Source organism: Nocardia flavorosea NBRC 108225 (genome assembly GCF_001613385.1).
Lineage (GTDB): Bacteria > Actinomycetota > Actinomycetes > Mycobacteriales > Mycobacteriaceae > Nocardia > Nocardia flavorosea.
Genome location: NZ_BDCG01000021.1, coordinates 217,429 through 229,160 on the forward strand (window position 1 = coordinate 217,429; position 11,732 = coordinate 229,160).

Sequence of the window (11,732 nt, forward strand, 5' to 3'; positions counted from 1 at the left end):
CGGCGAGTGGGGTTAGAATCAGTGGCCGTATCACCTGTGCGGCGCCGGATCTCTCGGCGCCCAGCTGCTCGAATTCGTGTCGAACCGATCGAGACCGGACAGGGAAACCATGACCACATTCCGCACTGTGCGTGTTGCGTTGTTCGCTGTGATCGTCGCCTTGACTGCGGTGCTGGGGGGTGTGATTCCCGCGGCCGCGCAGTCGTTGCCGACCGTGGTACTGGTGCACGGAGCCTTCGCCGATTCCACCGGCTGGGATGGAGTGGCCCAGCGTCTGCGCGGTCAGGGATATCAGGTGCTGACGCCGGAGAACCCGTTGCGCGGGCCCGCGCACGATGCGGCGGCCATCCAATCGGTTCTCGACACCGTCGAGGGACCGATCGTCCTGGCCGGGCATTCGTACGGGGGGTTCGTTATCAGTAATGTGCACGACCCTGATGTCGTGTCGATGGTTTATGTGGCGGCGTTCGCGCCGGCGCAGGGGGAGATCGCGCAGCTGGCACTGGACCCGATCCGGTTCCCGGGCAGTCAGCTGCTTCCGCCGACGTTGCAGGTGGAACTCGTCGACGATCCGCAAGGCCCGATGGGCCGCAACCTCGACGGTTATATCGCACCGGACCGGTTCCATGAGGTGTTCGCGCAAGATGTCGACGATGCCACGGCTGCCCAGATGATCGCCCACCAGCAGTCGATCGCTGTCGCCGCGAACCTCGAACCCTCCGGCCCACCGTCGTGGGCGCAGGTGCCGAGCTGGTATCTGGTGTCGGCTCAGGACCGGGTCATTCCGCCGTCGTCCCAGCGGTTCATGGCGGGCCGGATGGGTGCGCAGGTGAGCGAACTCGACGCTTCGCATGCGTCGCTGGTCTCCCGGCCGGACGACGTTGCGGCCACCATCACGACCGCGGCGGGTTAGCGGACGGTACGTCGTCGCGCGACTCGGGCAGGATGGGCGCCACGGCGAGCGCGGGTGACAGGACCAAGATCTGGTTTCGTTTCGTTCCGCGCGGCCGGAATCAAGGCCACTCCCGAGCACGGGCGGGACCACGGAGGGTGGCACTACGAGGTCGCCTGTGGCACGGACGAATGGTGGCACGCCTGACCTCACCCGGCGAGCGGGATTACCCCATCAGATCGTCGAGGACCGTGGGGGCGAGGCCGAGGGCGGTGGTCATTCCGATACCGGAGGTCACCGAGACGACGCGGACTCCGGGGGCGGGGGTGGCGACGAGGAAATCGGTTTCGGGGGAGTCGGCGTAGATTCCGCGCCAGCGGCGGCGGACGGTGAGCCGGTCGGCACCGAACAGGCGGGCGCCTTCGCGCAGCACCAGGTCGGTGACCGATTCCTCGTCGAAGGGGAGGTGGGTGCGGTCGTAGTGGTGGGTGTCGCCCAGCGCGATGGCGCCGTCGGGGCGCTGGGTGAACATCAGGTTCATCACCACATCGAGGGTTTCCGGTGCGCGGTCGGTGATTTCGCGGCGGACCTCGGTGGCCGCAGCGGTGGCGGCGAGGCCGCCGTAGCGGAGCATCGAGTAGCCGGTGAGGACGGCGGGGTCGATGCGGATATCGCCGGGTGGGTCTACTTCCAGCATGTGCAGTTTGCAGCGACGGACTTCGTATTCTTCGGCGAGGGCGGGGAACAGGCGGTCGACGTCGTGGCCCGAGGCGTGGACGACCGCTGTCGCGGGCAGGTCGCCGCGGGCGGTGTGGACGACCCCGGGGGCGATGGCGCCGGCGTGGGTGTTCCAGAAGAAATCGACACCGTGTGCTGCGAGCCAGTTCGTAAGCGCCGGGACTGCGGCGCGGGGGTCGACCCGCAGGTCCAGCGGTAGATGCGCGCCGCCGACGATTTCACTGCCGGAGTGGGCGGCGGGGAAGGATTTCTCGACGCCGGAGCGGTCGAGCAGGCGTACCTGTTCGCGGCCGCGTTCGGCGGCGAATTCCTCGAGGACACCCATCTCGGCGGTGCTGCGCGCGACGACCAGCGTGCCGGCGCGGACGATGTCGAAACCCGCCATCTCCGAGAGCCGCAGCCATTTCTCGCGGGCCGTCATGGCGTAGTCGAGGAGGGTGCCGGTCTGCGGGGTGGTGCAGAGGTGGCCGAAGTTGCGGATCGAGGCGCCCACCGCGCGGGCGTCGCGTTCGACGACCGCGATCCGCAGCCCGCGCTCGACCGCATCGACGGCGTGGGCGAGACCGACGATGCCGGCGCCGACGACGGCGAGGTCGACCGGACGAGTCGGCAGGGTGCGGGGTACGGGCGGCGGGACAGCTGTCATGCCGGGAATATTCGCAAGCCGGCCGTCGCGGCTCAAGGCCTCCGCGGAACTTGTATATATAAGTTCACCTACTGTTTCTCCAGTTCATTGCGGTCGGTGCGCAAATCCGCGGCGGTGATCCTATACTTGTGTGGTCAAGTTGCCCGGTAACCCGAAAGGACGACGTGGTCATACCGTTGCACGCCCGGGTCTCCGCCGAACTCCGGGAGCGGATCCACCGCGGTGCGCTACCGCCCGGCGCCTCACTACCTTCGGAGGCGCGGTTGTGCGCGGAGTTCGATGCGTCCCGGGGTACCGTGCGCACCGCCCTGGCGACCCTCCGGCACGAAGGGCTGATCATCGGTGGCCAGGGCCGGCCGCCCGTAGTGCGCGATACCGCATCCGGGCAGCCGTTCGAAAGCCTGGTCTCGTTCACCGCCTGGGCGGAGCGGATAGGCCGGACACCGGGACAGCGCACGGTAGAGATCGCGCGGCGCGGGGCGGGTGCGGCCGCGGCTACCGCGCTGGGTATCGGCGAAGGTACGCCGGTTGTCGATGTCCTGCGGGTTCGTTCGCTCGACGGCGAACCGGTCATGCTGGAACGCGCCACCTTCGTGGAACCCGTGGGCCGGCTGCTGTTCGATTTCGACCCCGACGCCTCGTCGATCTACGCTCACCTCGCCCGGCAGGGCGTCGATCTGCATTCGGCCCGGCACACCATCGACGCGCTGGCCGCCGACCGCCACGACGCGACACTGCTGGGTATCGCCCCGGGAGCCCCACTGCTGCGGGAACGGCGCCGCACGCTGACGGCGGCCGGGGAACCGGTCGAGTACGGCGACGATCGCTACCGCCCGGACAAGGTCACCTTCACCATCGACAACGCCCGCCCTGGAGTCCCGGGGACCACGCCCGATTTGCGGGTCCGCAAACAGGCGGAATGAGTCGAATCTTCGCGGTGGTCACGTGTGTGCGCCGACCTGCGGAGTGCCGCGTAGACGCCCCCGACTCCGCGACGTTGCGGACAGGGAGGATCGCGCCGACAGTCGGATCCACCGCGCGGCCAGGCAAAATGACGGCCGAAGTAGTTCGGGCGCACGGTCGGCGCCGAGCCTTCGGGCCGGGGACGGGTGTTCGGCGGCCGGGCGACACCGGCACTGGCTGTACCTGCCGCGCTGCGCGCGAGCCGACGAGGCAGCGATCCGGCGCGCCTTGGGACTCCGGCCGCCCGGCGCACTCCGCACGCGGATAGGCCGAGGTGGATCGGAGCAGATGCCCGAGGGTGCCGAACGGGGCTGTGGGCGGCTGTCCGAGGTATCGGCCCGGTCGTGACGCGCCGTGGATTCTTACGGTTCGGTGCGCGGGAATATCGGTAGGCGGCAGAAAGCCCGGCAGCGTTTGCCGGGCCCGCGACGTCGCCGCACACTTGCCCCCGGTAGACCGAAACGCCCAGGGAGGCAGCATGTCCGAGCAGATCATCCAACTTCCGACACCCGGCGAGTCCATTCTCGAAACCCATGAGCGCATCCTGCGTGCGGGGGAGATCGTGCCGATCGAACTGCCCGGCGGGGTGCCCGCGTGGATCGCGGTGAGCCATCGCGCGGTGAGTGAAGTGCTCGACGACAAGGTTTTCGGTAAACATCCCGCGCACTGTCCGGCGCTGCGCGACGGCACCATTCCCGCCGACTGGCCACTGCGGGCGCTCACCGACGCCGAACATATGCTCAACCAGGACGGCGCCGAGCATCGCCGGCTGCGGCAGACGATCAACAAGGCGTTCACTCCGGCGCGGATCGCGGCGCTGGAGCCGCGGATTCAGTGGATCGCCGACGAACTGGCCGACAGTTTCCCGGCCGGGGACGAGGTCGACCTGATCGCGAACTACACCACCCCGTTGCCGGTCCGGGTGATCTGCGAGCTGTTCGGGGTGCCGGCCGACGAGCAACCGCAGCTGAAGGATTGGACGCTGACCATCGTTTCGGTCACCAGCAGCGGCGAGGAAGCGCAGGCGGCGATGGCGGCGATGGGCGGGTATTTCGCCGAGCTGCTGCAGCGCAAACGCGCCGAACCGGGCGACGATCTCACCTCGGCGCTACTGGCGGCCAACGCGGAGAACGAGCTCACCGACTCCGAGCTCATCAGCATGCTGTGGCTGGTGATCGTCGCCGGGCACGAGACCACGGTGCACCTGCTCGGTAACGCGGTGGTGGCCCTGCGGGAGTTCCCGGAGCAGCTCGCCCGCGCGCAGGCGGGGAACCGCTGGGCCGATGTGGTGGAGGAGGCGCTGCGCTACCGGTCTTCGGTGGTCGGCGCGCTCATGCGGTATCCGCGCACCGATGTGACCGTCGCCGGGGTGCGTATCGCGGCGGGCACACCGACGCTGTGGCACGGCGGGGTCGGCCGCGACCCGCTGCGCTACTCCGACGCCGAAGTGTTCGATATCGACCACGAGCACAAGGATCAGCTCGCCTTCGGCCGCGGACCGCATTTCTGCCTGGGCGCGCCTCTGGCCCGTCTGGAGAGCCGGATCGCGCTGGCCACGCTGTTCACCCGGTACCCGGAACTGACCTTGGCGGTGGACGCGAAGGAAATCGAGTACACGGTGCAGATCAGCACTGTCGGCCCGGTCGCACTGCCGGTGCGGCTGGGGCCGGCAGCGTAGGACGGGGTGGTTCACGCCCGATGCGTGGCGATTTCGGCGCGGCGGCGCTGCCGGAACTCCCGCGGCGACTGACCGAAGCGTTCTTTGAACGCGGCGGAGAACCAGGCGGGCGTGAAACCGCATCGGGTAGCGAGTTCGGCGATGGACATGGTCGCGCGCGGATCTTCCAGGGTCTCCCGGGCGACCCGCAGTGCTTCTTCCCGGCGCAGATCGCGGAACGTGGTGCCGGATTCGTGCAGCACTTCCCGCACTTGACGTTCCGACCAGCCGAGCGCGTACGCGACAGCCGGTAGGCGCACATCACCGCGACCGATATTCGCGCGCAGGTAGCGCCGGATGCTTTCGGCGATCTCCGCGTGGTGTGCGCGCTGCGGTGCGGTATCCCCGGCCGCGAGCATGCACAGCAGTTCGGTGATCCGATCGCAGACCGCGGTGAATTCGCGTGCCGACAACCGGGACTGCTCGGCGTGGGTGCTGCGGATCATGGCGTCGGCGACCCGCCCCAGTCCGCGGGGCAGATCGAGGACACGGTTCATATGGGCGCGCGGGCGCAGCCGATGGTCGAGTTCGGTGCGCGGAACCTGTAATGCGAAGGCCGCGGAATCCGGAATGTCGAGATGGCAGGGGATTTCGAGGCCGGCTACGGTCGCGCGGCCCGGTGTGACGTGGGTGATGTCGTCTCGGAACCGGATCCCGAAGGGGCCGCGGTCGGGAATCACCACCCAGTAGAAATCGTCGCCCGGTTCGCGGCGGATATGGCCGGGCCTCCGATGGCACTGCCGCCGGCCGTGCTGATCCCAGCGCAGCAGCGTATAGGTCGCCGATTCCTGGGTGGTGAGCCCGGCCCGCCATTCGGGCTCGTCGCCGAATTCATGTGCCATCGGCACGAATCCGTCGGCCAGACCGGCGAACGATTCGGGACCGCATGCGGTCACGCTGCTCCAGCGCACGAGTGGCCCTCCCATCGATCAGGATCGGCCGTCCACCCGCCGATTCGATCAGCGCAATCACCCTACTGGCTCCGCGGGCCCCGGTCCGTTGTGCCCGCGGCCGGTTCACGAAAGGGCCGCTACCACCTCGCAGTACCGGGCGGCATCTTCCGGGCGCTCGTCCTCCAGCGACCACGCGATCTCCTCCATGGCACGGAGGTACGCCCAGGCACGGGCTCGTTCACGATCCACTTCGAGACCGTCGGCAGTTGCCGCGAGTACCCGGCGCGCCAGGGCGGGGCCGGGTTCTGTTTCGACCTGCTTCAGAATGAGGAATCCCGCATCGAAGGCCGCCTCGCCCAGGAATGCCTTCGGATCGATCAGCAGCCACGGCTCCCGTTCGGCGGCCACGATATTGCCGAGATGGGTATCACGGTTGACGATCAGCAGCGGCCCGTCCGGGACGGTCAGCCACCTACGGAGGTCGCGGGCGCGGGCGGTGACCGCATCCGGAAGATAGCTGGTCATCTCGGGCGTGAAAAGTTGCTGCTCCCAATCGGAAACAATATCGGCCACCAGCGGCAGCGCGGGATATCGGGCCGGAATATCGGTGGGTGGGCGGCGCAGCCGGCGATACAGTGCGCAGGCGATCTGGATCTTGCCCGCGTTCTCCGGCCTACCTTCCAAGGGAATCCGCGGCTGCGCGATCAGCGGTGTTCCGGGACGTGCCCATTCGAGCAGCAATGCGCCACTGGCAGAGTCGAAATCGTAGAGGCGTGCCGCGCCGTCACCCGAGTAGCAGTACATTCCGGTGGCCTCACCGGCGTTCTCCTCATCCGGTACCGCGATCTTGAGTACCGCCACCGAACCGTCGCCGCGCCGCACCGGCGCCACGAAGGAATGCGTACCGCCGGCGAACGGCCGCCCGATCAGCTCGAGGTCCCATACCCGGCACTGCCGGTCGACCACGGCGGGCAGATCCGCGAGCCAGCGGTCGCCGCGTTCCTCGAAGATGGTGCGAATAGTGTCCACCACAACGGGCGGGAGGCCGAGCGTCATCGACTCAGCTTGCGTCCCCGCCTCCGTTTCGACAACCGGATTTACGGGTATCGAACCGTGCCGGCAGGTGCCGTGACTCCAGTAGGCTGCGATGGCCGGGGCTCCCGCCCCCGCACGACAGCGAGAGGACGGCTCGTCGATGCCTTCGCCCATCTTCCATCCCGACCTGCGCCTGGCCCGCTTGCTGCCTCGTTCGGTCGTGCATCCCCGCACGATCCGCACGATCCGGCGCCTCACCGATCGCGCGGGGCGGGCCCGGCCGGCGGGCGGGACCATCGAACGGGTCGACGAGACGGTGACGGTCCGGGTGTTCCGGCCCGACACCTCCGGGCAGCCCGGGCCGGCCCTGTTGTTCATCCACGGTGGGGGCTATGTCATCGGCAATGCCGCGATGGGGGACCGGTTCTGCCGCGCGGCCGCCCGCCGTCTCGGGATCGTGGCGGCCTCGGTGGAATACCGGCTGGCGCCGGAGCACCCGTTTCCGGCGCCGCTCGACGACTGTTACGCGGCTCTGCGCTGGCTGGCCGGGCAACCCGGCGTCGACCCCGACCGTATCGCGATCGTGGGAGAGAGCGCGGGCGGTGGGCTCGCCGCGGCACTGGCGCTGCTGGCCCGCGACCGCGGCGAGGTGCGGCCGGTACTCCAGCTGCTGTCCTATCCCATGCTGGACGACCGGACGGCCGCCGATACCTCACTCGATGCCACGCGGATGCGTATGTGGAGCCCGCGCAGCAACCGGTTCGGCTGGGCTTCCTATCTGGGTGGCCTCGCCGGCGATGAGATACTGCCGTTGGCGTCCCCAGGGCGTGGTGACGATTTCACAGGGCTACCACCGGCCTGGATCGGCGTGGGAACCAACGATCTCTTCCACGCCGAAAACGTGGCCTATGCCGAGCGGTTGCGCGCCGCCGGGGTGTCCTGCGAGCTGTACGAGGTCGACGGCGCCTACCACGGTTTCGATCTGGTCGAGGCGAGGACCGGTGTCGGGCGGGCGTATCGGGAGGCGCGATTCACCGCGCTGTCGGCGGCACTCGGCGACGGCGACCGGCTACCGTCGTCATAACAAGTCCCCGGTCGGCGTGCATCGCCGGTGAAACCCCGCCGCTTCGTGGGGCATCGTCACGGGCGCGGCCGAGCAGTGGACTCGCCGGCCGCTTCTGTCGCGCGGAATCGCGCCACGCGGTCGTCCGGTTGTGATCAGTTTCGATGTGGCCGGGCGGACCCGTACTGCCGCAGGACCACCGGGATCGTAACGATCAGCGCCACCGTGAGCCAGATCGCGGACGCTGCCACTGGTTCGCGCAGCGGCCATGCCGCGTCCGCCGCGACCGAGCCGGGGGCGCCGAACAGTTCTCGCAGCGCGGCGACGACGGCGCTGACGGGATTCCACTCCGCGAACGCACGCAGTGGTCCGGGCATGGTCTCGGTCGGTACGAAGACATTGGAGAACATGATCACGCCGAAGATCAGTGGTGCGGTCTGCTGCAGCATCTGTTCGTCCCGGATCACCGCGCCCAGGCATATCCCGGCCCAGCTCAGCGTGAACCGGAACAGCAGTAGTAGCGCTACGGCGGTGAGTATTTCGACGGGGGCCGCGTCGATCCGCCAGCCCGCGGCCATGCCGATACCGGACATGGCGGCCAGCGCGACACCTCCGGTGAGGGTTTCCGCGAGCGCGAGTCCGGCGGGAACCGCGAACGCGGGAAGCGGTAATGCCCGGAAGCGGTCGGTGAGTCCACTGTTCAGATCGGCATTGGCGGTCGACGCGGTGGCGGTGAGCCCCATGGCCGCGACCAGGACGAGAACGCCGGGGGTGAGGTACGAGCGGTAGGCCGCGGTATCGGCGGTACCCGCGAGTGCACCGCCGAAAACGAAACCGAACAGCAGCATCATGCCCGCGGGTGCGGCCAGGGTTATCGCGAGCAGACCTGGAGAATGCCGGTAGGCGGTGAGTACGCGGCCGAATGTGGTCGCGGTGGCGGCGAACGCGGTGGGCGGGCGTGGGGTGCGGGTGATCATCGGTGCGTCCTTGCGGTGGGGCCGGTCAGGGCCAGGAAAGCGTCGTCGAGGGTGGCGCGCCGGCGGCCGATGTCATGTACTTCGATACCTGCCTCTTCGAGGGCGCGCAGGATCGGCAGCAGCGGTATCTCCGCGCCCGGAAACGAATACGACAGGGGCGCAGTTTTTTCTGTTTCGTCCGCCGTGTCGCCGGGTGGTGCGGCGATACCGCCGAAACCCGTCAGTACGGAGTCGATTTCGTGACGGCGGCGTGGGTCCGCGATCAGGTCCAGCCCGCCGCCGATACTCGCCGTGAGCTCGTGCGGTGTCCCCGTGGCGATCACCCGGCCACTGTCGAGGATGGTCACCGAATCCGCGAGCCGGTCGGCCTCGTCCAGGTATTGGGTGGTGAGCAGGACGGTGGTGCCTTCCTTCACGAAATCCTTGATGTAGCCGTAGATCTGGTTGCGGCTGCGGGGGTCGAGTGCGGTGGTCGGCTCGTCCAGGAAGAGGACGGCCGGGCGCACCACCATCGCCGCGACGATATCCAGCCGGCGGCGCATTCCGCCCGAGTAATCCCGGGCGAGACGATCGGCAGCAGCACCGAGATCGAACCGTTCGAGCAGCTCACCGGCATGCGTGCGGGCTTGCCGGGCCGGGAGCCCGTTCATCCGGCCGAACATGGTGAGATTCTCCAGCCCGGTGAGCCGGGGATCGACGGCGTGGAACTGGCCGACTGAGCCGATCCGCTTTTTCACCTCGGTGGTTTCGCGCGCGATGTCGTATCCGGCGATCCTGGCGGACCCCGCATCGGGCCGCAGCAGGGTGGCCAGCATGCGTACCGTCGTGGTCTTCCCGGACCCGTTGGGTCCGAGCAGGGCATGCACTCGTCCGGGTTCCACCTGTAGGTCGACGGTGTCGACCACGGTCTGTCCGCCGTATCTCTTCGTCAGCCCACCGGCCTGGATCGCCGTCATGTCCACTCCTTGATTGGGAACGTCGTTCGCAGTCGACGCTAGCTGAATGCGAACAGTGTTCGCAACTGGCTCGAGGCATGCTTGACCGATGCCCTCCGCTGAACCGACGAACGCGCTGTGGCTACGGGCCGGCGACACCAAACCCGGACCACGCCCCGGCCTGAGCCTCGACGACATCGCGGCGGTCTGCGTCCGGCTGGCCGACGCCGAAGGCCTGCGGGCGCTGTCGATGCGGCGGATCGCCGAGGAACTGGGCACCGGCGCTGCCTCCCTGTACCGCTATGTGTCGGGCAAAGAGGATCTCGTCGCCCTGATGTACGACCTGGTCGCCGGCGAATACGAATTCGCGCCCCTCACCGGGGACCTCCGGGCCGATGTTCTGGACGTCGCCGAACAAGCGCGCGCCATGCACCGCCGGCACCGCTGGCTGATCGAAGCGAACCCGCGCAGCCTCGGCCCGCACGGCCTGCGCTACCTGGACCATATGGTCGCGGTACTGGCGCCTGCGGAGCTGCGGCCGGCCGAGATCATGACCGGTATCGCGATGATCTCCGGGTGGATTACCGTTTTTGCCGGTCAGGAGGCCACCGGGCAGCCGTTGCCGACTCAGGGCGGGGGCGCCGGGCATATCGCCGCCATGCTCGTCCAGGGGCATTATCCGCACCTCGCCGCGCTCTTCGCCGAACCCGACGCCCCTGGTGAACCGGGTATCGACAATGACGCCGTATTCCGGGCCGGGGTCGACGCGCTGCTGTTCGGTATCGCGGGCCCGCGCTGACGCACCTTCACTGCGACGCCGCTTGTCACGGGCAGGGCAGGGGGTGAAATGTCCTCCCGGCCGCGTCCGGCAGCCCCGAGTTCGGAAGTCGACGGCTCGGCGCCGGGCCCGCTGCTCCGGACCCGTACCGGACCAGCGGGGCCGAACGGGATATCAATACGGTGCGCGAATACGCGCGCAACAAAGGTTCGGCCGGTCGAGTAACTCTTCCTCGCAGTGCTCGGCGCTGCGGCGTGACCGATGGCAGACTGCGGGTATGAGTACACCCGAGTGGGCGGATGTGGACCGGTACGTGGTGGACCATCTCGTGCGCGACGACGCGGCAAACGCGACGCTGCGGGCGAACGCGGAGGCCGGACTGCCGTCGATCGACGTTTCCGAGGCCCAGGGGAAATTCCTCCACCTACTGGCTCGATCGACCGGTGCCGGACGAGTGCTGGAAATCGGCACGCTGGGCGGATTCAGCACCCTGTGGCTGGCCCGCGCGGTCGGCGCGGGCGGTCAGGTGGTCACGCTCGAGTTCGAGCCACGCCATGCACAGGTCGCGCGGGAAAACCTGGACCGGGCGGGAGTCGGCGATGTGGTCGATATCCGGATCGGCGCGGCGATGGAATCGCTACCGGTCCTGGCCGAGGAACAACCCGAACCGTTCGACCTGGTATTCATCGACGCCGACAAGGTGAACAACTCCGGCTACGTGCGGTGGGCTCTGCGATTGAGCCGGCCCGGAGCGGTCATCGTCGTCGACAATGTGGTCCGTGGCGGGCGTCTCGCCGACGAGGCCTCCGACGACCCCGCCGCCCGCGCGAGTCGCGACCTGGTCGAACTGCTGGCCGCGGAACCGCGGCTGGACGCCACTGTCGTGCAGACGGTCGGGGCGAAGGGCTGGGACGGTTTCGCGTTCGCCGTCGTGAACTAGCCACAGGCCGCGGTCGACGGGCCGCACCGCAGCGGTTCTGCGCCGGGGCGTGCCGTGGACAGCCGGCGGAGCGGACCGGCCGGGGCGGTGGTCACCCGATCGTCGCCGCAGCCCCGGCCGGCGGATCCGACGAGACCGCGGTGCACCGGTGTCTC

General features: G+C 68.7%; 11 protein-coding genes. 6 read left to right on the forward strand and 5 right to left on the reverse strand.

The window, feature by feature from the left end:
• Nucleotides 1–109 precede the first annotated feature (109 nt).
• A complete protein-coding gene (locus NFL01S_RS27720; RefSeq protein WP_062979238.1) occupies nucleotides 110–913 on the forward strand; it encodes an alpha/beta fold hydrolase in 804 nt (267 codons plus the stop codon).
• Nucleotides 914–1,118: 205 nt separating this feature from the next.
• Here NFL01S_RS27720 and NFL01S_RS27725 read toward each other — a convergent pair whose 3' ends face one another.
• Nucleotides 1,119–2,276, reverse strand: coding sequence for a TIGR03364 family FAD-dependent oxidoreductase (locus tag NFL01S_RS27725; RefSeq protein WP_062979239.1), 1,158 nt, complete (start codon nucleotides 2,274–2,276; stop codon nucleotides 1,119–1,121).
• Nucleotides 2,277–2,446: 170 nt separating this feature from the next.
• Here NFL01S_RS27725 and NFL01S_RS27730 point away from each other — a divergent pair, with 170 nt between their 5' ends.
• Both NFL01S_RS27730 and NFL01S_RS27735 read left to right on the forward strand, forming a co-directional pair.
• Entirely contained in the window at nucleotides 2,447–3,199 is a 753-nt protein-coding gene (locus tag NFL01S_RS27730; RefSeq protein WP_371851869.1) for a GntR family transcriptional regulator, read from the forward strand.
• 518 nt (nucleotides 3,200–3,717) lie between these two features.
• Nucleotides 3,718–4,917 (forward strand): cytochrome P450 family protein, encoded by a 1,200-nt coding sequence (locus tag NFL01S_RS27735; protein WP_062979241.1) that lies wholly within the window; start codon nucleotides 3,718–3,720, stop codon nucleotides 4,915–4,917.
• An 11-nt stretch (nucleotides 4,918–4,928) separates the two neighbouring features.
• Here NFL01S_RS27735 and NFL01S_RS27740 read toward each other — a convergent pair whose 3' ends face one another.
• Both NFL01S_RS27740 and NFL01S_RS27745 read right to left on the reverse strand, forming a co-directional pair.
• Entirely contained in the window at nucleotides 4,929–5,852 is a 924-nt protein-coding gene (locus NFL01S_RS27740) for a helix-turn-helix transcriptional regulator (RefSeq protein ID WP_062979242.1), read from the reverse strand.
• A 120-nt stretch (nucleotides 5,853–5,972) separates the two neighbouring features.
• On the reverse strand, nucleotides 5,973–6,905 hold the full coding sequence (locus NFL01S_RS27745) for an aminoglycoside phosphotransferase family protein (RefSeq protein WP_062979243.1): 933 nt from the start codon (nucleotides 6,903–6,905) through the stop codon (nucleotides 5,973–5,975).
• A 139-nt stretch (nucleotides 6,906–7,044) separates the two neighbouring features.
• Here NFL01S_RS27745 and NFL01S_RS27750 point away from each other — a divergent pair, with 139 nt between their 5' ends.
• Nucleotides 7,045–7,968, forward strand: a complete 924-nt coding sequence (locus NFL01S_RS27750; RefSeq protein ID WP_062979244.1) for an alpha/beta hydrolase — start codon at nucleotides 7,045–7,047, stop codon at nucleotides 7,966–7,968.
• A gap of 134 nt (nucleotides 7,969–8,102) precedes the next feature.
• On the opposite strand, the gene NFL01S_RS27755 is transcribed toward NFL01S_RS27750, so the two are convergent.
• Entirely contained in the window at nucleotides 8,103–8,924 is an 822-nt protein-coding gene (locus NFL01S_RS27755) for an ABC transporter permease (RefSeq protein WP_062979245.1), read from the reverse strand.
• Nucleotides 8,921–9,880 (reverse strand): ATP-binding cassette domain-containing protein, encoded by a 960-nt coding sequence (locus NFL01S_RS27760; protein ID WP_062979246.1) that lies wholly within the window; start codon nucleotides 9,878–9,880, stop codon nucleotides 8,921–8,923. The genes NFL01S_RS27755 and NFL01S_RS27760 overlap by 4 nt, the downstream gene beginning before the upstream one ends.
• 88 nt (nucleotides 9,881–9,968) lie before the next feature.
• On the opposite strand from NFL01S_RS27760, the gene NFL01S_RS27765 reads away from it, so the two are divergent.
• Both NFL01S_RS27765 and NFL01S_RS27770 read left to right on the forward strand, forming a co-directional pair.
• The gene (locus NFL01S_RS27765; protein WP_062979247.1) at nucleotides 9,969–10,658 is read left to right on the forward strand and encodes a TetR/AcrR family transcriptional regulator; all 690 of its coding nucleotides are present in this window, start codon (nucleotides 9,969–9,971) and stop codon (nucleotides 10,656–10,658) included.
• Between the two features lie 256 nt (nucleotides 10,659–10,914).
• Nucleotides 10,915–11,577: an O-methyltransferase gene (locus NFL01S_RS27770; protein ID WP_062979248.1), complete on the forward strand. Its 663-nt coding sequence runs from the start codon at nucleotides 10,915–10,917 to the stop codon at nucleotides 11,575–11,577.
• Nucleotides 11,578–11,732 lie beyond the last annotated feature (155 nt).

Excerpts from the sequence above, each read along its gene's own strand:
- NFL01S_RS27720 (WP_062979238.1), top strand. The coding sequence starts at position 110 with ATGACCACATTCCGCACTGTGCGTGTTGCGTTGTTCGCTGTGATCGTC.
- NFL01S_RS27725 (WP_062979239.1), bottom strand. The coding sequence starts at position 2,276 with ATGACAGCTGTCCCGCCGCCCGTACCCCGCACCCTGCCGACTCGTCCG.
- NFL01S_RS27735 (WP_062979241.1), top strand. The coding sequence starts at position 3,718 with ATGTCCGAGCAGATCATCCAACTTCCGACACCCGGCGAGTCCATTCTC.
- NFL01S_RS27745 (WP_062979243.1), bottom strand. The coding sequence starts at position 6,905 with ATGACGCTCGGCCTCCCGCCCGTTGTGGTGGACACTATTCGCACCATC.
- NFL01S_RS27750 (WP_062979244.1), top strand. The coding sequence starts at position 7,045 with ATGCCTTCGCCCATCTTCCATCCCGACCTGCGCCTGGCCCGCTTGCTG.
- NFL01S_RS27755 (WP_062979245.1), bottom strand. The coding sequence starts at position 8,924 with ATGATCACCCGCACCCCACGCCCGCCCACCGCGTTCGCCGCCACCGCG.
- NFL01S_RS27760 (WP_062979246.1), bottom strand. The coding sequence starts at position 9,880 with ATGACGGCGATCCAGGCCGGTGGGCTGACGAAGAGATACGGCGGACAG.
- NFL01S_RS27765 (WP_062979247.1), top strand. The coding sequence starts at position 9,969 with ATGCCCTCCGCTGAACCGACGAACGCGCTGTGGCTACGGGCCGGCGAC.
- NFL01S_RS27770 (WP_062979248.1), top strand. The coding sequence starts at position 10,915 with ATGAGTACACCCGAGTGGGCGGATGTGGACCGGTACGTGGTGGACCAT.